Annotated in this window: 18 protein-coding genes; 12 read left to right on the plus strand and 6 right to left on the minus strand. The window is 70.0% G+C overall.

Translation table 11 applies throughout. The annotated features are described in order from the left end of the window. Positions 1-9: 9 nt before the first annotated feature. From ACWDSJ_RS03645 to ACWDSJ_RS03670, 6 genes are all read left to right on the plus strand, one after another. A complete protein-coding gene (locus tag ACWDSJ_RS03645; RefSeq protein ID WP_450029097.1) occupies positions 10-1,365 on the plus strand; it encodes a cytochrome P450 in 1,356 nt (451 codons plus the stop codon). 373 nt (positions 1,366-1,738) lie between these two features. Continuing rightward, positions 1,739-2,626 carry a L,D-transpeptidase gene (locus tag ACWDSJ_RS03650; RefSeq protein ID WP_450029416.1) on the plus strand — a complete coding sequence of 296 codons (888 nt, stop codon included), beginning with the start codon at positions 1,739-1,741 and terminating at the stop codon, positions 2,624-2,626. A gap of 179 nt (positions 2,627-2,805) precedes the next feature. Then, complete coding sequence (locus ACWDSJ_RS03655) at positions 2,806-3,714, plus strand: carbohydrate ABC transporter permease (protein ID WP_450029418.1); 909 nt, start codon at positions 2,806-2,808, stop codon at positions 3,712-3,714. Further along, positions 3,711-4,553, plus strand: coding sequence for a carbohydrate ABC transporter permease (locus ACWDSJ_RS03660; protein WP_387358415.1), 843 nt, complete (start codon positions 3,711-3,713; stop codon positions 4,551-4,553). Before ACWDSJ_RS03655 ends, ACWDSJ_RS03660 begins: the two co-directional genes overlap by 4 nt. Positions 4,554-4,572: 19 nt before the next feature. Then, positions 4,573-5,901: an extracellular solute-binding protein gene (locus ACWDSJ_RS03665; RefSeq protein WP_450029098.1), complete on the plus strand. Its 1,329-nt coding sequence runs from the start codon at positions 4,573-4,575 to the stop codon at positions 5,899-5,901. A 2-nt stretch (positions 5,902-5,903) separates the two neighbouring features. Continuing rightward, positions 5,904-6,986, plus strand: coding sequence for an ABC transporter ATP-binding protein (locus tag ACWDSJ_RS03670; RefSeq protein WP_450029099.1), 1,083 nt, complete (start codon positions 5,904-5,906; stop codon positions 6,984-6,986). Between the two features lies 1 nt (position 6,987). Here ACWDSJ_RS03670 and ACWDSJ_RS03675 read toward each other — a convergent pair whose 3' ends face one another. Further along, on the minus strand, positions 6,988-8,970 hold the full coding sequence (locus ACWDSJ_RS03675; RefSeq protein ID WP_450029100.1) for a M13 family metallopeptidase: 1,983 nt from the start codon (positions 8,968-8,970) through the stop codon (positions 6,988-6,990). A gap of 46 nt (positions 8,971-9,016) precedes the next feature. Next, the gene (locus ACWDSJ_RS03680; RefSeq protein ID WP_450029101.1) at positions 9,017-9,865 is read right to left on the minus strand and encodes a Scr1 family TA system antitoxin-like transcriptional regulator; all 849 of its coding nucleotides are present in this window, start codon (positions 9,863-9,865) and stop codon (positions 9,017-9,019) included. Between the two features lie 124 nt (positions 9,866-9,989). Here ACWDSJ_RS03680 and ACWDSJ_RS03685 point away from each other — a divergent pair, with 124 nt between their 5' ends. Beyond that, positions 9,990-10,442: a hypothetical protein gene (locus ACWDSJ_RS03685; RefSeq protein WP_450029420.1), complete on the plus strand. Its 453-nt coding sequence runs from the start codon at positions 9,990-9,992 to the stop codon at positions 10,440-10,442. Positions 10,443-10,474: 32 nt separating this feature from the next. On the opposite strand, the gene ACWDSJ_RS03690 is transcribed toward ACWDSJ_RS03685, so the two are convergent. Both ACWDSJ_RS03690 and ACWDSJ_RS03695 read right to left on the minus strand, forming a co-directional pair. Continuing rightward, a complete protein-coding gene (locus tag ACWDSJ_RS03690) occupies positions 10,475-10,987 on the minus strand; it encodes a DUF4190 domain-containing protein (protein ID WP_450029102.1) in 513 nt (170 codons plus the stop codon). A 54-nt stretch (positions 10,988-11,041) separates the two neighbouring features. After that, the gene (locus ACWDSJ_RS03695; protein WP_450029103.1) at positions 11,042-11,800 is read right to left on the minus strand and encodes a pirin family protein; all 759 of its coding nucleotides are present in this window, start codon (positions 11,798-11,800) and stop codon (positions 11,042-11,044) included. Positions 11,801-12,074: 274 nt separating this feature from the next. Between ACWDSJ_RS03695 and ACWDSJ_RS03700 the strand changes: the two genes are divergently transcribed. Together ACWDSJ_RS03700 and ACWDSJ_RS03705 are read left to right on the plus strand one after the other, a co-directional pair. Continuing rightward, positions 12,075-12,551, plus strand: a complete 477-nt coding sequence (locus ACWDSJ_RS03700) for an NUDIX hydrolase (protein ID WP_450029104.1) — start codon at positions 12,075-12,077, stop codon at positions 12,549-12,551. Then, positions 12,548-13,864, plus strand: a complete 1,317-nt coding sequence (locus tag ACWDSJ_RS03705) for an MFS transporter (RefSeq protein WP_450029105.1) — start codon at positions 12,548-12,550, stop codon at positions 13,862-13,864. Before ACWDSJ_RS03700 ends, ACWDSJ_RS03705 begins: the two co-directional genes overlap by 4 nt. Here the strand turns inward: ACWDSJ_RS03705 and ACWDSJ_RS03710 are convergent. Next, complete coding sequence (locus ACWDSJ_RS03710) at positions 13,840-14,121, minus strand: hypothetical protein (RefSeq protein ID WP_450029106.1); 282 nt, start codon at positions 14,119-14,121, stop codon at positions 13,840-13,842. The two genes, ACWDSJ_RS03705 and ACWDSJ_RS03710, sit on opposite strands and share 25 nt — an antisense overlap. Before the next feature lie 104 nt (positions 14,122-14,225). Here ACWDSJ_RS03710 and ACWDSJ_RS03715 point away from each other — a divergent pair, with 104 nt between their 5' ends. Continuing rightward, entirely contained in the window at positions 14,226-14,966 is a 741-nt protein-coding gene (locus tag ACWDSJ_RS03715) for a hypothetical protein (RefSeq protein WP_387358435.1), read from the plus strand. On the opposite strand, the gene ACWDSJ_RS03720 is transcribed toward ACWDSJ_RS03715, so the two are convergent. Then, on the minus strand, positions 14,967-16,427 hold the full coding sequence (locus ACWDSJ_RS03720; RefSeq protein WP_450029107.1) for a CCA tRNA nucleotidyltransferase: 1,461 nt from the start codon (positions 16,425-16,427) through the stop codon (positions 14,967-14,969). 98 nt (positions 16,428-16,525) lie between these two features. On the opposite strand from ACWDSJ_RS03720, the gene ACWDSJ_RS03725 reads away from it, so the two are divergent. Both ACWDSJ_RS03725 and ACWDSJ_RS03730 read left to right on the plus strand, forming a co-directional pair. Further along, positions 16,526-17,083 carry an NUDIX hydrolase gene (locus tag ACWDSJ_RS03725; RefSeq protein ID WP_387358437.1) on the plus strand — a complete coding sequence of 186 codons (558 nt, stop codon included), beginning with the start codon at positions 16,526-16,528 and terminating at the stop codon, positions 17,081-17,083. After that, positions 17,080-19,650 (plus strand): DUF6049 family protein, encoded by a 2,571-nt coding sequence (locus tag ACWDSJ_RS03730; protein WP_450029108.1) that lies wholly within the window; start codon positions 17,080-17,082, stop codon positions 19,648-19,650. The genes ACWDSJ_RS03725 and ACWDSJ_RS03730 overlap by 4 nt, the downstream gene beginning before the upstream one ends. The last annotated feature ends 398 nt before the right edge of the window (positions 19,651-20,048 follow it).

A 20,048-nucleotide genomic window follows, 5' to 3' on the forward strand; every position in this document is an offset into this window, starting at 1 on the left:
TCTTCGGATATGGGCGGCACGACCACGCGGGTGCGCCCGCGACTGCCGCGGGCGGTGCTGGCGCACGCGCTGTGGGCCGGAATCGACTTCGATCGCTATTTCCGATGGCGGCGCGCCCGCGACGGCGATCCGTTCCTCGTCCGTTTTCCCGCATTCGGCACCGCGTTGTTCACCGGAACACGTTCGGGGGCAAAGGAATTGTTCCGGGCGCCCGCGCACGCGATTCGGCCGCCCGATCCCAATCCCATCGAACCGCTCATCGGATCGGCCTCGGTCATCCTCGCGCACGGGCCTCGGCATCAGCGCGATCGCGCCCTGCTGACGCCCGGATTCCACGGCGAACGAATTCGACGGTACGCGAACACGATTCGCGATTCGGTGATCATCGAACTCGACGGCGGCGGCGCGGGACCGGCGTGGCGCCCCGGCACGCGGATCGACGCCCGGCTGGCGGCCCGGGCCATCACGTTGCGGGTGATCCTGCGCGCGGTATTCGGCATCGAGGACGAGCGGCGGCGCGCCGCCTACACCACGGCCGTGGTGGATTTCCTGAGCGCCTTCGGCGGACCGCTCATGCTCGTTCCGGCGTTGCGGCACAGCGCCTTCGGCCACGCGCCCTGGGATCGGTTCCTGCGCACCAGGGATCGGCTCGACGAACTCGTCACCGCCGATATCGCCGCGCGGCGGGCGAGCGGCGCCGCGGGCGAGGACCTGCTCGGCACGCTGCTGCGGGCCCGCTACGACGACGGCACCGCGATGACGGATACCGAACTGCGCGAACAACTTCGGACCCTGCTGGTGGCCGGGCACGAGACCACCGCGACGACGCTGGTGTGGGCGCTGTACCGGCTGCACCGCCAGCCGGAGACGCTGCGGCGGCTGCGCGCCGAACTGGCCACGGCGGGACCGGATCCCGACCCCGACGAGCTGGCCCGGCTGCCGTACCTGGAGGCGGTGTGTCAGGAGACCCTGCGGCTGCATCCGCCGGTGCCGATCGTGCTGCGCCGGTTGACCGAACCGTTCGAACTGCTCGGGGTCGAGCTGGCCGCGGGCGACACCATGGGCCTGGCGACGCCGCTGCTGCACTCCGATCCCGAGGTCTGGTCCGAGCCGGACCGATTCCTGCCCGAACGCTTCCTCGAACGCCGGTACGGACCCTTCGAATTCGCGCCCTACGGCGGCGGATCCCGGCGCTGCGTGGGCGCACCGCTGGCCGACTACGAGTTGCGGATAACGCTGGGCACGGTGCTGAGCCGGGTGGAGTTGGCGCTGTCGCCGCGCTACGCGCGCGGCCGAATTCCGCTGTCGGTGCCGCACAACATCGCGACCGGTCCGCGGGCCGGGATCACCTTCGATATCCGGTAGCGAGTGATTTGCCTCACAATGAGGTTTCACGTCGCATTGCCGCGGTTCGTCCGGACCGGTGGCGCAGATGAGACCGACTCGCCGACGCGAACGGCACTTTCGCGATACCTCCCGCTGCGCGCGTCGCGGCGGTGACGCATCGCACACCGGGAGGTCGGTCTTCATAACTCGCAGAAGACAATTGGCTGCGGCTTCCCGGAGATGTAGTAATGGATTCCGGGTCCGGGGCGATATACCGCCCGGCGCTGATACCACCGCGCAAGACCTTCCCGTACGCCGCCTGCGTGCGACAAAGGATGGAGAGGACGAAACGGCTGTGCGCACCACCCCCTGTCGGAAAACCGGACGGGACTCGACGAGCCGCGCTTCGCGGATCGCCGGCCTATCCCTCGCGGTGACTTCTCTGGCGGTGGCCACCGCCGCTACGATCGCCGTCGCCCCCGCGTCGGCCGCCCCGCTGTGGCCGGGTGGTCCCGATGTGCCGGGCGCCCCGGCCGTCGTGCAGACGCCCCAGCCCGAACCGGGCGCGGCCCCGGTCAAGAACCCGCCGCCGTTGCCGCAGGCCAACTTCGCGGCCCCGAGCATCAGCCCCGGGGACGGCGAGGTGGTCGGCGTGGCCCAGCCGATCATCATCAACTTCAAGGATCCGGTCACCGATCACGAGACGGCCGAGAAGGCCATCCGGATCACCTCCAGCAACGCCACCTCCGGCCACTTCTACTGGCGCGGCGACAAGCAGGTGCGCTGGCGGCCGGAGGAGCTGTGGCCCGCCAACTCCGACATCACCGTCGAGGCCGGGGGCACGCACGTGGCCTACAAGGTCGGCGACGCGGTCGTCGCCACCGCCGACGACGCCACCCACACCGTGACCATCACCCGCAACGGCGAGGTCATCAAGACCATGCCCACCTCGATGGGCAAGGCCAAGCACGAGACGCCGAACGGCACCTACTACGTCGGCGAGAAGAACCGGAAGATGATCATGGACTCCTCCACTTACGGGGTCCCGACCACCGATCCGGAGGGGTACAAGCTCGAGGTCGAGTACGCCACCCGGCTGTCCAACAGCGGCATCTTCGTCCACTCCGCCCCGTGGTCCGTTGCGGCCCAGGGCAATTCGGACACCAGCCACGGCTGCCTGAACGTGAGCCCCGACGACGCCAAGTGGTTCTTCGAGAACTCGCAGAAGGGCGACCCGGTCGTCGTGGAGAACTCCAAGGGCGAGTTCAGCACCAGTGACGGCATGGGCGACTGGAACTGATCCCGGCGAAAGCGTACCGGGACCACGGTAGGTGGGAAGGCCGCGTCCGCAGTTGCGGGCGCGGCCTTTCCCGTTGCCCGGCAAAGACACACGGACAGTTCAGCGGGTAGGCATCCCGGGTTAACCGGGGTTTTGCCCGGGGGCGGGAAGCTGCCGCGGTGCGATCCCGGCCCGAACGAGTGCTGCCCCGGCCCGCGGGGCGGGGGTGGCGCGGTCGGTCGTGGAGGGACTACGCGCTGTTCACGGCGTTGGTGGGCCCGAATCTGGTGCTGCTGGGCGTGTTCACGTATCGGCCGCTGCTCGATGACATCCGGTTGTCGTTCACCGACTGGAACATCTCCGATCCGGTGGCGCACTACATCGGGTTCGCCAACTACCGGGAGTGGTGGGGCCGGGGCGATTCGTGGCAGATCGTCGGCAACACCGTCGTGTTCACGATCGCGGCGGTGGCCGGCAGTATGGCGCTCGGCCTGGCGCTGGCGCTGCTGCTGGATCGGAAGCTGTTCGGGCGCAACGTGGTTCGCTCGGCCGTCTTCGCGCCGTTCGTGATCTCCGGGGCGGCGATCGGGGTGGCCTTCCAGTTCGTCTTCGATCCCAGCTTCGGGCTGGTGCGGGATCTGCTGCACCGGGCGGGGCTGGGGAGCGCGCCGGACTTCTACCAGGATCCGCGCTGGGCGCTGTTCATGGTGACGGTCACCTACATCTGGAAGAACCTCGGCTACACCTTCGTCATCTATCTGGCCGCCCTTCAGGGCGCGCGCCGGGATCTGGCGGAGGCGGCGGAGATCGACGGCGCGAGCCGGTGGACCACCTTCACCCGGGTGCTGCTGCCGCAGCTGCGGCCGACGACGTTCTTCCTGTCGATCACCGTCCTGCTCAACTCGTTGCAGGTCTTCGACATCATCAACGTGATGACCCGGGGCGGGCCGCTGGGCACCGGCACCACGACCATGGTCTACCAGGTCTATCTGGAATCGTTCCGCAACTTCCGCGCGGGCTACGGCGCGACGGTGGCCACGATCATGTTCGTGGTGCTGCTGATCGTGACGCTGGTGCAGGTCCGCGTCATGGATCGGGGCGACCGATGAACCACCGCCGCCGCCGGATCGCCGCGACCGCACTGGGTTACGCCGCCATGGTGTGCGTGCTGATCATCGTGGGCGTCCCGCTGTTCTGGATCGTGATCACCTCGCTGAAGGCTCGGCCCGAGATCTACACCCAGCCCGCGGTGTACTGGCCGCACAGCTGGCATCCGGAGAACTATCGGGAGGCCACCACCGCGCTGCCGTTCGCGCGGTTCCTGCGCAACTCGCTGATCATCACCGCCGTGGTGGCGGCGGTGAAGTTCGTGCTGGGCGTGTTCAGCGCGTACGGGCTGGTGTTCCTGCGCTTCCCGGGCAAGACGCTGGTGTTCGTGGTGATCATCGCGGCGCTCATGGTGCCGAATCAGATCACGGTCATCTCCAACTACGCGCTGGTCGCGCAGCTGGGCTGGCGAAACACCTTCCAGGGCATCATCGTTCCGCTGTGCGGGGTCGCCTTCGGCACCTTCCTCATGCGCAACCACTTCCTGTCGCTGCCGGTCGAGGTGATCGAGGCGGCGCGGATGGACGGCGCGAACTGGTGGCGGCTGCTGACCCGGGTGGTGCTGCCGATGTCCGGGCCGACCATGGTCGCCTTCGCCGTCGTCACGCTGGTCAACGAGTGGAACGAATACCTGTGGCCGTTCCTGATGGCCGACGACGCGCGGGTGGCCCCGCTGCCGGTGGGCCTGACCCTGTTGCAGAACACGGAGAATCCCAGCGTCACCAACTGGGGGCCGGTGATGGCCGGAACCCTGCTCACCATGCTGCCGATCCTGATCGTCTTCCTGATCCTGCAGCGCCACATGATCAAGGGCCTCACCTCGGGTGCGGTCAAAGGTTAACCCCCACAAGGAGATTCCTGTGTCCGATGTTCGATTCCCGGCGCTGTCGCGACGTGGGTTTCTCGGCGCCTCGGCCGCCGTCGCGACCGGTCTGGCGGCGAGCGCCTGCGCCGGAACGGGCGGCGGCGACCAGCGATCCGGCGATTCCGGCACCCTCACCTTCTGGTCCAACCACCCCGGCACCTCCAAGGATCAGGAACTCGAGATCATCAACCGCTTCCAGGCCCAGCACCCGGACCTGAAGGTGACCCTCGTGGACGCGGGCAAGAACTACGAGGAGGTGTCGCAGAAGTTCAACGCGGCGCTGTCCGGCGGCGAACTGCCGGATGTCGTTGTGCTGTCGGATGTCTGGTGGTTCAACTACGCGCTCAACGGATCGATCGAACCCCTGGACGGCCACTTCGCGGCCGCGGGGGTGAAGGTGGACGACTACGTCGACACCTTCGTCGCCGACTACAAGTTCGACGGCAAGACGTGGGCGCTGCCGTACTCGCGCTCGACGCCGCTGTTCTACTACAACAAGGACGTCTGGGCGAAGGCCGGACTGCCCGACCGGGGCCCGGAGAGCTGGCAGGAGTTCGACGAGTGGGGCCCGAAGATCCAGAGCGTGGTCGGCGAGGGCAAGTGGGCGCACGGCTGGGGCGACGCGAAGAACTATCTGGCGTGGACGTTCCAGGGCCCGAACTGGACCTTCGGCGGGGCGTACTCGGATCAGTGGAAGCTGCGGTTCACCGATCCGGCCACCATCGCCGCGGGCACCTACCTGCGCGAGTCGATCAATGTGAAGAAGTACGCCAGCATCCGGCCGCAGATCGCGGTCGACTTCGGCACCGGCGTGGTCGCCTCGGGCATCGCCTCCACCGGTGATCTGAAGGGCATCAAGCAGAACGCCACGGGCAAACTGGAATTCGGGACCGCGTTCCTGCCGCATCCGCACGGCCCCGGCTGCACGACCGGCGGTGCGGGACTGGCGATTCCGGCGCGCATCTCCGATCAGCGCAAGGTCAACGCGCTGAAGTTCGTCGAGTTCGCCACCAACGCCGCCAACACCTCGTACTTCACCCAGGCCACCGGCTACATCCCGGTGCGCAAGTCGGCGGTCGGGGATCCGGGGGAGCAGGACTTCCTGGCGAAGAACCCGAACTCGAAGACCGCCTTCGATCAACTGCCGCTGACGAAGTCGCAGGACTACGCCCGCGTCTTCCTGCCCGGCGGCGATCAGATCATCGGCACCGGACTCGAGCAGATCGGGTTGCAGAACAAGGATGTGGCCGCGGTCTTCGCCGACGTGAGCACCCAACTCCAGGCGATCTACGACCGGCAGATCGCGCCGAAGCTGCCGAAGTAGCCATGGCGACAGTGCATTTCGACGGCGCGTCGCACCGGTACCCCGGCGCGCCGGAACTCGCCGTCGACACCCTGGATCTCGCGATCGCCGACGGGGAGTTCCTGGTCCTGGTCGGCCCGTCGGGTTGCGGCAAGTCCACCAGCCTGCGAATGCTCGCCGGGCTGGAAGGCGTTGCGAGCGGCCGCATCCTGATCGGCGACCGGGATGTGACCGGACTGCCGCCGCGCGCCCGGGACGTGGCGATGGTGTTCCAGAGCTACGCGCTGTATCCGAATATGACGGTGGCGCAGAACATGGGCTTCGCCCTGCGCAACGCGGGAATGAGCAAGGCGGACACCGCGTCCCGCGTGCTCGAGGCGGCGCGGATGCTGGAACTGGAACCGCTGCTGGACCGCAAACCGGCGAAATTGTCGGGCGGACAACGGCAGCGGGTCGCCATGGGCCGGGCGATCGTGCGGCGGCCGCGGGTGTTCTGCATGGACGAGCCGCTGTCCAATCTGGACGCCAAGCTGCGGGTCAGCACCCGCGCCCAGATCGCCGCGCTGCAACGGCGATTGGGCACGACCACCGTCTACGTCACCCACGATCAGGTGGAGGCGATGACGATGGGCGATCGGGTCGCGGTGCTGCGCGAGGGGCGGTTGCAGCAGGTCGCCGGGCCCCGGGAACTCTACGAGGATCCGGTCAACGTCTTCGTCGCCGGATTCATCGGCTCCCCGGCGATGAATCTGTGCACCGCGCCGGTGCGCGACGGGGACGCCGTGCTCGACGGACTGCGAATTCCCTTGCCGCGCGGCCTCTCCGGACGCGAGCGGATCATCGTGGGAATCCGGCCCGAGTCCTGGGAGACCACCACCGACGCCGGGAACGCGCTGGCCGCGGAGGTGGAGCTGCTCGAGGAACTCGGCTCGGAATCCTTCGTCTACGCCCACGGTGTCGGCGCCGACTGGTCCAGCCGCTCCGGGCGCGTCGTCGCCCGGGTGGATCGGCGGTTCCGGGTCGGGCTCGGCGACCGGCTGTGGCTCGCGCCGAAACCCGACGAGGTGTACCTCTTCGACGCCGACACCGAGGAACGGCTGCGCTAGCTCACCAGATCCGCACCCGCTCCGCCGGATCCAGATACAGGGCGTCGCCCGGCTCGAGGCCGAACGCCTCGTGGAAGGTGTCGAGGTTGCGCACGACGCCGTTGCACCGGAATTCCGGCGGGGAGTGCGGATCGATGGCGAGGCGGCGGATGGCCTCCTCGGTGCGGGCCTTCGTGCGCCACACCTGGGCCCAGCCGAAGAAGACGCGTTGCAGACCGGTGAGTCCGTCGAGGACCGGGGGCTCGGCGCCGTCGAGGGAGATCTGGTACGCCTGCACGGCGATCGACAGGCCACCGAGGTCGCCGATGTTCTCGCCGATCGTGAATTCGCCGTTGACCGTGTGGTTGTCGGGCAGATCCTTGGGCGAGAACTGGTTGTACTGCTCGATCAGCGCCTTGGTGCGCTTGCCGAATTCGGCGCGATCGGAATCGGTCCACCAGTCGATCATGTTGCCGTCGCCGTCGTACTTGGCGCCCTGATCGTCGAAGCCGTGCCCGATCTCGTGTCCGATGACCGCGCCGATGCCGCCGTAGTTGGCGGCGTCGTCGGCGGCCATGTCGAAAAACGGCGGCTGCAGGATCGCGGCCGGGAAGACGATCTCGTTCATGCCCGGGTTGTAGTAGGCGTTGACCGTCTGCGGGGTCATGAACCACTCGTCGCGATCCACCGGGCCGCCGAGTTTCGCCAGATCGCGGTCGTGGTCGGCGGCGTAGCCGCGGCGGTAGTTGCCGACCAGATCGTCCGGGTCGATCTCGACCGCGGAGTAGTCGCGCCAGCGGTCCGGGTAGCCGATCTTGGGGGTGAACTTCTCGAGTTTGGCCAGCGCGGCCGCGCGGGTGGCCGGGCTCATCCAGTCCAGATCGCTGATGTTGCGGCGGTACGCCTCGATGAGATTGGCCACCAGCTCCCGCATCCGCTCCTTGGCGGCGGGCGGGAAGTGTTCGGCCACATAGAGTTTGCCGACCGCCTCGCCCAGCAGGTCCTGCACCAGCGAGACGCCGCGCTTCCAACGTTCCCGGTTCTCCTGGGCGCCGGTGAGGGTGCGGCCGTAGAAGTCGAAGTTCTCCGCCACCACGGCCGCGGTGAGATACGGTGCGCGCGAACGCAATATCCGCCAGCTCGCCCACGCGCGCCAGTCCTCGAGCGGCTCGGACGCCCACAGCCGGGCGAAGGTGCGCAGATAGTCGGGCTGGCGCACGATCACCTCGGCGAACAGCTCCGGTCCGGACGGGCCGACCCCCGCCGCCAGCGCGGAAGTCCATGCCGCCCAGTCGAATTCCGGGTTCTCGGCGGTGAGATCGGCGAAAGTGGTGAGGTTGTAGCTCAATTCGGCGTCGCGGCGGCGCACCACATCCCAATGTCCGGCCGCGAGTTTCGTCTCCAGGTCGAACACCCGCCGCGGGTCGTACTCGAGGCCCGCCAGGTGGAACATGCGGCCGATGTGCTCGACGTACTTCGTGCGGATCTCCGCGTAATCGTCGCCGCGATAATAGGATTCGTCGGGCAGGCCGAGGCCGGACTGGGTGGCGTTGACCAGGTAGCGCTGCGAGTTCTTGTCGTCGGTGTCGACGTAGCAGCCGACCGCGCCGCCGACGCCGGTGCGCTGGAGGCGGCCCAGCAGGCTCGCGAACTCGCCGTGGTCGGCGACCGCGGCCACGGCGGCCAGCTCGTCGGCGATCGGCGCGAGACCCGCCGCCTCGACCACGTCCTCGGCCATGAAGCTGGTGTAGAGGTCGCCGATCTTGCGTTCCTCGCTGCCGGGGGCGGCGTCGGCGGCCGCGGCCCGCTGGATGATCGTCTGGACGTCGCGCTCGGCCTGGTCGTACAGCTTCCGGAAGGCGCCGTCGACCGCGCGGTCGGCCGGTATCTCGTAACGGTCCAGCCATTTGCCGTTGACGTGGGCGAACAGATCGTCCTGCACCCGCACATCGGCGTCGAGGTGGCTCAGATCCAGGCCGGAAGGAGTCGTCACATCGGAAGTCACGGTCTCCAGTATGCCGAGAATCCGCCCGGCGGCGACGGATCGCGGGTCAGCCGCGGGCGTACCGGCGGATCAGCGCCGCGCTGTCGGCGGGCCCGAGCGCCCGGTCCAGCGCCCGCTCGTACGCGAACGCCAGCTCGCGGACCTGATCGGGATTGTCGACGCCGCCGCGCAGCACCGCGTTCTCGACCCAGGCGAAGGTCGGCAGGGCTGCGGTGAAATCGAGCAGCTGGAAGCTCGCACCGCCGAGCGCGGCCGCGGCGGGCGCGTCGAACGGGAGCACCCGCACCTCGACGGTGTCGAGTTCGGTGAGCGATTCGACCAGGTAGGACAGCTGGGCGCGCAGGATCTCCGGGTCGCCGACCTGCTGTACCAGCGCGGCCTCGCCGAGGACGGCCGTCAGCCGGATCGGGTCCGCGTCGCGCAACCGCTCGACTCGGCGCAGCCGGATCGCGACCAGCTGTTCCACCTGTACGGGACGGGTGGTGACATCGGCGGCGATGAGCGCGCGGGCGTAGGACTCGGTCTGCAACAGGGCGGGTACGACGAGGCTGTCGTAGCCGCGCACGCGCGCGGCCCCGTACTCCATTCCGTAGTAGCGCAGCGGCTCCGGGCCGAGCAGCGCCGCGGAACCGCTCCACCAGCCGCGGGTCTTGCTCGCCGCGAGCAGGGCCAGCAGCTGTTCGCGATCGGGTTCGGGCACCTCGAGCAGATCCAGCACCGGGCCGATGGTGTTGCCGGTGAGCACCCGGCGGCCCTTCTCGACGTGCGACCAGTTGGCCGGGGTGAAGCCCACCCGCCGGGCGAAGGTGGCCGAGTCGAAACCCCGCTTCTCGCGCCATTCCCGCAGGCGCAGAACCAATTCCCACCGGGCGACCGTTGGCGAGAGGGGTGCCATGCAGGCCGATGCTACGCCGCCGAACTCCCCGGCGTGTGACAATTGTCAGGCGCGCTTTTCGGCGCTAGCGTCGCCTCCGACACCGCTCCACCCCGTCCCACTACCGACGAGGTTCGCCGTGAACATGCTGGGGCCGCCGCCGAACGCCACCGTCGCGGAGGCCCTCGAGCGTTGCCGCCGCTACCGCGCCGACCACGACCTGCACGGCCGGGTCGAATCCGCGCTGGGCCGAATCACTTTGGAGGTGGGGGCCGTCGGCGTGGTGACCATGCCCGCGGTCCTCGGACACCGGGTGCGGGATCGGATCCCCACGCCCGGACCGATCATCGGCCACCCCCGCTCGGGACGCTGGACCTTCCTGACCGATCATGTCGACGAGACGGGACACGATCTGGGCGTGACCGCCGGGCTGGTACATCTCGGGGCCGCCCTCGGGGTGCCGGGGACGCGGATCGTGCTGCCCTCACCCGCGGACGAGCGCAGTGGATACCGGGTGTGGATCGACGCGCCGGACGGGCCGCGCCGCCCCGGATTCGCGGAGGTGGTGAGCGTGACATTGGGGTGCCGGGGCGGCTGAGGCCGCCCCGGCACCCCTACTGTCACCGTGCGTCAGGACGTGGGACGCGGGCTGATGGTGATGCTGTACTTGTTCTCCAGCGTCTGGTTCCAATCCCGTTGGCACTGGTCGATCTTGGACTGGTCGCCGCCCGCCTTGTTGACGCAGTCGACGAAGTCCTTGCCGCCGTTGTTGACGAAGATGTTCACGCCGATGGCGGTGAGCACGATCGCCGCGATCAGACCCAGCAGGCTCAGGATCAAACCGGCGATGGCCATGCCGCGACCCCCGGCGGTGCCGCGCCGCGCCTTGACGATGGCGATGATGCCGAACACCAGGCCGACCAGGCCGAAGAGGATGCCGCCGAAGATAGTCCAGAAGCTCAGCAGCGCAAGGATTCCCAGCACCAGCGCGGCGATCGCCAGGCCCTTGCCCTGCCTGCCCTCCTGCCAGTACGGCTGGCCGGGCGGGGGCGGATACGAACCCGGCGGGGGCGGGGGGTACTGGCCGGGCGGGGGATTCTGTCCGGGCGGGGGATACTGGCCCGGAGGCGGATTCTCCGTCATGGCTGTCCTCTCGTAGGCCCGGGTGATTTGCCCGGGTTCGATGCGTTCGAAATGTTATTGCGCGCCGAGCCGCGCGTGCATCTCCCACACGAGAATTTCCGACGGCAGATTCGCAACGATCCGCTGGCCGCCGCTGCGGGTCAGGCGCACCGCGTCGCCCTCGTACAGGGTTCCGACGCCCTCCATCTCGATCTCGCCGCGGGCGACGAACAGATGCAGATACAGCGCCTCGGGCAGTTCGACCGCGCGGCCGGGCTCGTCGGACAGCCGCGCCACGTGCAGCGCCGAATGACTGCTGTTGATGGCGATGGCCGTGCGGTGGCGGTAGCGCGGCAGGCCCGACGCCACCGTCACCAGGCCGCCCGCGGCGAGTTCGTCGTCGATCTCGAGCTGCTGATAGCCGGGGGACAGGCCCGGTTCGTCGGGGACCACCCACATCTGCACGAAGTGCACGGGGTCGACGCGTTCGGCGGAGTCGTTCTTCTCCGAGTGCAGGATGCCGGTCCCGGCGCTCATCCGCTGCGCCAGACCCGGATAGATGATGCCGTTGTGCCCGAGCGAGTCCTGGTGGACCAGTGCGCCGCTCAACACCCAGGTCACGATCTCCATATCGCGATGGGGGTGGGTGTCGAAGCCCTGTCCGGCGGCCACGATGTCCTCGTTGTTGACCAGCAGCAGGCCGTGGTGGGTGTTGTCGGGGTCGTAGTGCTCGCCGAAGGAGAACGAATGCTTCGAATCCAGCCACGCCACACGGGTTTTCATCCGGTCGCCGCCGCGGTGGACGTCGATGTGTGGTGTCGTGAGTATGGACACCGTGGTCCTCCTCTCGGGCCGAGCACCGATCATCGGTCAGGGTAGGAGCGCCCGCGCACCGGAACCTGAACTCCCAGTAAATTCTAGCGTGGCGGGTTCCTGGCCAGGGGCGCGGTGATCGCGGGGCCGCTCGCCGCCGAGGGGGTGCGGTGCGGGCGCACGGGCAAACCTCCCGCGTCCCGGCGTACCGATTCCGCGCTCCGGCGACGCGCGCCCCGCGCGGGCGTGGTCCGTATCATGATGGGCCGCAACCGGAACCGGAGGTGAACCGCTGATGCGACCCGAAGTGCTCGCGGGTATCGAGCGCACCCTCCGGCGGCGGGCGAGCGCGGACGGGATCGAGCACTTCGTCGTCGGCGTGGCCCTGTTCCGGAATGGGAAACTGCTGGTCGTACGGCGTGTCGCGGAGGACTGGCAGGGCGGGATGTACGAGCTGCCCGGCGGCGGGGTGGAGCCGGGGGAGTCGTTCGCGGACTGTGTGGCGCGAGAGTTGTTCGAGGAGACCGGTTTGCGGCTGCGCCGCATCGTGGACGTGGTCGGCGACTTCGACTACGCCACCCGCAGCAAGGCGCGGGTGCGCAAGTATACCTTCGTGGTCGAGGCGGAACCGGGCGAGGTCACGCTGGCGCCGGGCGAACACGACGAGTTCCGCTGGATCGATGCCGCGGGTCTGGCCGAGTTGCCCATGGTCGCCGATATGCGCGGGACCGTCGCCGCCCTGGTGGCGGCGAAGTCGGAGCATTCCCGGTGAGCGATCGGCGGCGCGTCGCGGTGGCCGCGTTGCGCGGTCCCGGCGTGGCCCGGCTGGCGCTGGTGCGGTTCGCGGGGCAGTTCGGCGACGGCATGTTCCAGGCCGCGCTGTCGGGGGCCATCCTGTTCAATCCGGAGCGGGCGACCGATCCGCTGGCCGTCGCGGGCGGTTTCACGGTGCTGCTGCTGCCGTATTCGGTGATCGGGCCGTATGCCGGTGCGCTGCTGGATCGGTGGGATCGGCGGACCGTGCTGCTGGTGGCCAACGCGCTGCGGGCGGTGCTGATCCTGATCGCGGCGGCGGGACTGCTGGGCGGGATCGCGGAGACGCCGCTGCTGCTGTTGGCGCTGGCGGTGGTCGGGATCAGCCGGTTCGTGCTGGCCGGGGTCTCGGCGGCGCTGCCGCGGGTGCTGGAACAGCGCTGGCTGGTGCCGATGAACTCGGTGCTCGCGACCGCGGCGTCGGGGTGCGCGGGACTCGGCGCGGCGGTGTCGGTGGGAATCATCGGGGCGATCGGGGCCGGGGATCTCGCCTCGGCGGCGGCGGTCGCGGTGAGCGCGGCCGGATCGGTGGTGGGGGCGCTGGCCGCCGCCGGATTCGCCGCGCGTCGGCTCGGGCCCGAACCGGACGAGGCGGACGCGCGCGGTTCGGTACGGGCCGTGCTGACCGGGCTGCGCACCGGGGCGCGGGCGGTGTGGGCCTCGCCCGAGTGCACGACGGCGATGATCGGCATCGGGACGCATCGAATAGTGTTCGGCGCCAACACCTTGCTGATGGTGCTGGTGCTGCGGCGCACCTCGGAGGTGTCGCTGAGCAGCGGTCTGGTCGGCTTCGGGGTGGCGATCACCGCGGTGGCGTCCGGGATGCTCGCCGCGGCCGTGCTCGCGCCGCTGGTCATCCCGCGGCTGGGGCGGCCGCGCACGGTGGTGCTCGGGTTGCTGACCGCGGCCGTGGTGCAGCTGACGCTGGTCACGCCGATCACCGTCGCGGACGGGGCGGCCGCCGGGCGGGCGCATCAGCTGTTGCTGGCCGGGGCGTTCCTGCTGGGGCTCGCCGGGCAGACCATCAAGTTGACCGGGGACGCGACCATGCAGATCGATGTCGACGACGCGCGGCGCGGGCAGGTGTTCGCGTTGCAGGACACGGTCTTCAACATCGCCTTCGTGCTGGCGATCGCGATGACCGCGCTGGTGATCCCCGCCGACGGGCGCTCCTACGGGGTGGTGCTCGCGGGCGTGGCGGTGTACGGGCTGGGCATGTCGGCGATCGCGGTCACGGCCCGTCGGGGTCACTGGATGAGCGGCCACACCTGACCGACCCAGGTGCCGTCGCCGTCCGGATCGGTGAAGTAGTGGTCGAGCACGCCGTCGTCGTCCAGGTCGAGCAGGGCGAAATCGGCCACGCCGTCCCCGTCGCGGTCCCACAGGGCGTCGTCGGCGTACCCGTCGCCGTCGAAATCGAGTGCGACGGCATCGGATTCGCCGTCGCCGGACAGGTCCAGATCCGCCGGGGAGGTCCAGCCGTGCGTGGATCCGTCCCCGGTGCCGAAGACGTACTCGATGTCGGTCATACCGATTCGACGCGGTCGCGCGGCGGGCGGTTCCGTGCCGTTTCACGTGAATCATCCCCGCCCCGGCCGGGCGGTCCGGCGCGGCCAGTACGCTCGAATCAATCATGGCCACCTATTTCGACCCGAAGTCGTGGTTCGCCTGGTTGGACCCCGTCGCGGATCTGGGCGCGGGCACGGTGACCGCGCTGCTGCCGGATGTGCTGATGACGCTGCTCAGCGAGGGGCTGCTCAGTCAGTTCGGCGGGCGGGAGGTCAGCGCGACACTGCTCGGGCACGAGATGACCGCCACCCTCGAGACGCTGAAGGTGCGGCGACGAGGGGCGCACTTCCAGACCAAGACGGTGCTGACCGGGCTGGTGTGGAACGGGCATCCCATCGAGGAGATGACGGTCGTCGCGCACGGCGTGCGGTTGGTCCCGGGGGTGCCCACCAAGGTCCGCACCGCCACCCTCGACCTCACCGGGACCGTGACCACCGCGGCCGTCACCGGCTGGCTCAACGCCTGGCAGCCGGACTGGGAACTCGGGGTCGGCGCGGACGGGTTGATCACCGCCCGGCACCGCCGCCGCCCGCTGCGGGCCGTGGTGGACGCGGTGGTCGCCGACAATGTCGTCACCATCGCCGTGCACCGGGCGACCTGGGCGGGAATTCCGGTGCCGCGCCGCTGGATTCGGCCCGCGCCGATCGCGTTGACCGAACTGCCCCGCGCGCTGCGGATCGTGCGGGCGGATCGGCACGAGGATCGGGTCCGGTTCCGGATCGAACTGCCGGAGGTCACCGGTTCGTTCGATCTCGCGCAGATGCGCGCGGCGATCGTCGCGGGGACCACGCTGATCGTGTTCTGATCAGGGCGCGCCCCGCTGCCACCAGTCCAGCAGCGCCGCCTCGGCCTCGTCGCGGGACAGCGGGCCGCGATCGAGCCGCAGCTCCTTGAGGAAGCGCCACGCGCGGCCGACCTGCGGGCCGGGTTCGATGCCGAGCAGTTCCATGATCGCGTTGCCGTCCAGGTCCGGGCGGACGCGGGCGAGGTCCTCCTGTTCGCGCAGGCGCTCGATGCGGGCCTCGAGATCGTCGTAGGTGGATTGCAGCTGCGCGGCGCGGCGCTTGTTGCGGGTGGTGCAGTCGGCGCGGACCAGTTTGTGCAGGCGGGGGAGCAGCTCGCCCGCGTCGGTGACGTAGCGGCGCACCGCCGAATCGGTCCACTGGCCCTTGCCGTAGCCGTGGAAGCGCAGGTGCAGGTACACCAGGCGGGCGACGTCCTCGGTGAACTGCTTGGGATATTTCAACGCGCGCATGCGCTTTCGCACCATCTTGGCGCCGACCACCTCGTGGTGGTGGAAGCTCACCCCGCCGCCGGGCTCGTTGCGCTTGGTGGGCGGTTTGCCGATGTCGTGCAGCAGCGCCGCCCAGCGCAGCACCAGATCCGGATCGCCCTCCTCCTGGTCGATGGCCTGGCGCAGCACGGTCAGCGAATGCTGGTAGACGTCCTTGTGCTGGTGGTGCTCGTCGATCTCGAGCTGCATGGCGGGCACCTCGGGCAGCACCCGCTCGGCCAGTCCGGTTTCGCACATGAGGTCGATGCCCTCGGTCGGATGTTCGCCGCCGATCAGCTTGTCGAGTTCGGTGCGGACCCGTTCGGCGGTGATGCGGTCGATCTCCCCGGCCATGGCGGTGATCGCGGTGCGCACCCGGGGGGCGACGTCGAAACCGAGCTGGGCGACGAACCGGGCCGCGCGCAGCATCCGCAGGGGATCGTCGTGGAACGAGTCCTCGGGCGCCGCGGGCGTATCCAGGACGCCGTCGAGCAGGGCGGTCATGCCGTCGAGGGGGTCGACGAACTCGAGTTCGCCCAGCGCGCCGATCCGCACGGCCATCGCGTTGACCGTGAAATCGCGGCGGACGAGATCGCCGTCCAGGCTGTCGCCGAAGGTCACCTCCGGATTGCGGGAGACGCGGTCGTAGCTGTCGCTGCGGAAGGTGGTCAGCTCGAGCTGCCAGCCCGCCTTGGCCGCGCTGACCGTGCCGAAGGCCAGACCCCCGGTGTCCCAGATGTTGTCGGCCCAGCCGCGCAGCAGCTCCAGCACCTGTTCGGGGCGCGCGTCGGTGGTGAAGTCCAGATCCGAGCCCAACCGCCCGAGCACCGCGTCGCGCACACTGCCGCCCACCAGGTAGAGATGGTGTCCGCGCGCGGCGAACAGCTCCCCGAGCGGGGTCAGCACATCCGACAGCCGGCCCAGTGTGATCGCCGCCGCGGCGAGCAGACGGGTACGACGATCGTTCTCGGACTCGGACTTCGGCGAAACCACGGAGAGGCAGCTTAGTTGGTGGGCCGGTGCGCCCCCGGCGCGCCGTTGGGGAGTCGGCGCGTAAGCGACGCAGGAGCGGCAAGACATACACTTGCGCAGTGTCTCCGGCCGATCGCGCGAACAGTCGACGCCGCCAGCCCCGGCGCCGTGGTTCGGCCGGGAGTTCCGCGGACAACGCCAAGAACAAGAGCAAACCGCGCATGCGCACCGTGCGCGAGACGTCCGCGGGCGGCCTGGTGGTCGACGGCCTGGACGGTCCGCGCGAGGCGCGCTGCGCCGCGCTCATCGGGCGCACCGATCGGCGCGGCCGGTTGCTGTGGTCGTTGCCGAAGGGACATATCGAGGACGGCGAGACGGCCGAGCAGACGGCCGTCCGCGAGGTCGCCGAGGAGACCGGGATCCACGGCACGGTCGTGGCCGAACTCGGCAGCATCGACTACTGGTTCGTGACCGATGGGCGCCGGGTGCACAAGACCGTGCACCACTATCTGATGCGTTCGCTGGGCGGGGAGCTCTCCGACGCGGACGTGGAGGTCACCAAGGTGGCCTGGGTGCCGCTGAGCGAACTCGATTCGCGCTTGGCCTATGCCGACGAACGGCGCCTCGCGGAGGTCGCGAACCGCCTGATCGACCGGATGGAGAACGGCAGACAATGACGCATGCGGGGCGCCGTCCGCGCCGCTGGGCGCCGATGTTCGTCGCGTTGGCGCTGGCTGTGCTGTGCGGTGCGGCCGGGCCGACGTCGGCCGGGTCCGCGGCCGCGCAGCCGCCGGGCGCCAGCGGCGCCACCGAACCCAAGTTCCTGAAGCTGACCCTGGATTCGGTGAGCCCGAACACGGTGACCACCACCAGCGACGCGGTGCTGACCGTCGCGGGGACCGTCACCAATATCGGAGACCGGCCGGTGGACGACGTGAGCGTGCGGATCCAGCGCGCCGGGGCGGTGTCGGCGGGCAGCGGGCTGCGCTCGGCGCTGCGGCTGGATCAGGTCAACTACGACGTGGTTGGCCCGTTCCAGGACATCGCCGACCGGCTCACGCCCGGACAGCGCAAGCAGTTCACGCTGCGGGTCGGGCTGCGGGCGGAGGCGCCGGAGACGAGCGGCGGGTCGCCGGTGACCTCCGCGTTGGACATCACCGAGCCGGGGGTCTATCCGCTGCTGCTCAATGTCAACGGGGAGCCGACCTACGGCGGTCAGGCGCGGTTGGACGACGCGCGGTTCCTGCTGCCGGTGCTCGGGCTGCCCGCGCAGTCCGGCGGCGACGCGAAAACCGATGCGGCGCCGCCCGTTCCGGCCCCGACCGACGCGCCGGTGGCGATCACCACGATCTGGCCGCTGGCCGATCGGCCGCGGCTCGTCGCCGGGGTGACCGGACCGCTGCCGGGTAACGCGCTGCTGACCGACGACGAACTGGCCGGGGAGCTGGCCCCGGGCGGGCGGCTCGATCAGCTGCTCGCGGCGCCGGAGGCGGTGCTGCATCCGGAGACCGGCCGGGATCCGGCGCGGACCGGACCGGGTCTGGCCGGATCGCTGTGCCTGGCCGTCGATCCCGATCTGCTGCTCACGGTGTCGGCGATGACCGAGGGCTATCGGGTGCTGGCCAGTCCGTCCGATCCGTACGGGGCGACCCGGGACGGGGCGGGGGCGCACGCCGCCAAGGCGTGGCTGGATCGGTTGCGGGCGTTGGCATCCGGGATGTGCACGGTCGCGCTGCCGTTCGCGCAGGTCGATCTGACGGCGCTGGCGACGGTTCGGGATCCGGATCTGACCAATCGGGCGGTGACCGCGCCCGCCGACATCGTGGATTCGCTGTTGTCGGTCAAATCGGTACGCGGTGTGGCGCTGCCGGATTCGGGGACCATCGACCCCGACGCGGGCACGATGCTGGCCGGGCACGGCTATCACACGGCCGTGCTGGCCGACTCCGCGGTGAGCACCACCGCCGACGCCCGCAGCACCGCGACCGGGATCGCCCGCGCGGACGGGGGAACCGTGCGCAACACGGCCACGGTGGCGAGCGAGAACGACGGCGGCACACCGGAAATGGTGCGGATGCCCGCGCTCACCCCGCCCTCGACGACCACCACCCCGCCGCCCGCGGAGGCCGGGCTGAAGGCGGCCACCTTCGACATCTGGTCGGCGACGGCGCTGGCCGCGGTCGGATCGAATCCGCCGACGCCCGTGTTCACGCCCGAACGGGTGCGCTACGAGGTGGCCAACGACTCGCGCGCGGCCCGGTTGCAGGACGCGCTCGGCGCGGTGTCGTGGGCGGCGTTGAATCCGCAGGCGAGTCCGCGCGCGCTGCTGCTGGTGCCGCCGCAGCAGTGGGGCGCGAACCGCGACGAGGCGAGTGCGTTGCTGAGTCAGCTCGAACTGCTGGTGCGCAACGGGTTGGCGACGCCGCGGTCGTTCACGGATCTGCTCGCGGCGCAACCGGATCCGCGTCCGTTCGAGGCGAACTACCTGTCGAGCGCGGCCGAGGTCGGTGTGCCGGACCACTTCGCGGAGCCGGTTCGCGCGCAGGACAAGCGGATCGGCGATCTGATGACGGCGCTGGTCGACGTGCCGCAGCAGGAGCCGACGCCGCGGTCGTATCTGACGCCGCTGCGCGACGATCTGCTGCGGGTGCTGACGCTGTCCGATCGCACCAATCCGGGTTCGCAGGCGGAGGCGGTCGCGCAGCGGCGGCTGGAGCAGACCACGCGGACCCTCGACACGCTGTTCGGCAAGGTGACGGTGCTGCCGCCGGGCGGGGTGTACACGCTGGCGTCGGAAAAGAGCCCACTGCTATTGGTGGCGCGCAACGATCTGCCGGTGGCGATCCGGATCCGGTTCCGGATCGACGTGCCGAGCGAGACGAACATCACCGATATCGGCGAACAGATCCTGCCCGCCGAGGGGACCCGGTCGTTCCAGATCCCGACCGAGGTCACCGACAGCCGCAACCTGGTCATTCCGATCTCCCTTACCACGGCCGATGGGGTCGCCCTCGGCAACGCCACCTCGGTCTCGGTGCGGTCCAACGCCTACGGTCAGGCGTTGGCGATAATTACCGCATGTGCCGGAGCACTGCTGCTCCTGCTCGCCGGTCGCCGACTCTGGCGTCGCTTCCGGGGGCAGCCGGATCCGGCCGACGAGGGGTTGGACCCCGGGACGCGCCGCAGGGTCAATCGCTACCTGCGGGCGCGGCTACGGGTCCTGCAGCGACAGGAGGAACCATGAGCGGCGATCACGGCCCGCGCGCGGCCGCGGCGACGGTCCCGGCGATCCTCCCGGTGGATCCCAGGCGGGGGGCACGATGACCGATCACGAACCCCGCCCGGGCGGTCCCGACGACGACCGGCCCACCCCGCGCCGCGCCCCCGCCGCGCCCTGGGAGCGCGGCCCCGGCCGTCCCGACCGCCCGGCCGACGAGGCCGCGCCGCCGCCCCGGGTGCCCCTCAACGGCCCGCTGCCCCAGGTTTCCCCCGGTCCGCGCCCACCGGCCCCCCCGCTGCGCCGCCTCCCCGGCGGCACCACCGAACCCTGGCCCGGCGACGCCATTCCCCAGGTCCTCCCGCCGACCCCCAAGACGCCGCCCCGCCGCCTGCCCCCCGAGCCCACCGCGCGGGGCCCGCTCG

This window comes from Nocardia sp. NPDC003482, assembly GCF_053588115.1.

What these genes read in the sequence shown, in the direction of transcription:
- ACWDSJ_RS03715 (WP_387358435.1), top strand. Translation starts at nt 14,226, where the DNA reads ATGGCCACCTATTTCGACCCGAAGTCGTGGTTCGCCTGGTTGGACCCC.
- ACWDSJ_RS03700 (WP_450029104.1), top strand. Translation starts at nt 12,075, where the DNA reads ATGCGACCCGAAGTGCTCGCGGGTATCGAGCGCACCCTCCGGCGGCGG.
- ACWDSJ_RS03710 (WP_450029106.1), bottom strand. Translation starts at nt 14,121, where the DNA reads ATGACCGACATCGAGTACGTCTTCGGCACCGGGGACGGATCCACGCAC.
- ACWDSJ_RS03690 (WP_450029102.1), bottom strand. Translation starts at nt 10,987, where the DNA reads ATGACGGAGAATCCGCCTCCGGGCCAGTATCCCCCGCCCGGACAGAAT.
- ACWDSJ_RS03730 (WP_450029108.1), top strand. Translation starts at nt 17,080, where the DNA reads ATGACGCATGCGGGGCGCCGTCCGCGCCGCTGGGCGCCGATGTTCGTC.
- ACWDSJ_RS03645 (WP_450029097.1), top strand. Translation starts at nt 10, where the DNA reads ATGGGCGGCACGACCACGCGGGTGCGCCCGCGACTGCCGCGGGCGGTG.
- ACWDSJ_RS03670 (WP_450029099.1), top strand. Translation starts at nt 5,904, where the DNA reads ATGGCGACAGTGCATTTCGACGGCGCGTCGCACCGGTACCCCGGCGCG.
- ACWDSJ_RS03685 (WP_450029420.1), top strand. Translation starts at nt 9,990, where the DNA reads ATGCTGGGGCCGCCGCCGAACGCCACCGTCGCGGAGGCCCTCGAGCGT.
- ACWDSJ_RS03680 (WP_450029101.1), bottom strand. Translation starts at nt 9,865, where the DNA reads ATGGCACCCCTCTCGCCAACGGTCGCCCGGTGGGAATTGGTTCTGCGC.
- ACWDSJ_RS03660 (WP_387358415.1), top strand. Translation starts at nt 3,711, where the DNA reads ATGAACCACCGCCGCCGCCGGATCGCCGCGACCGCACTGGGTTACGCC.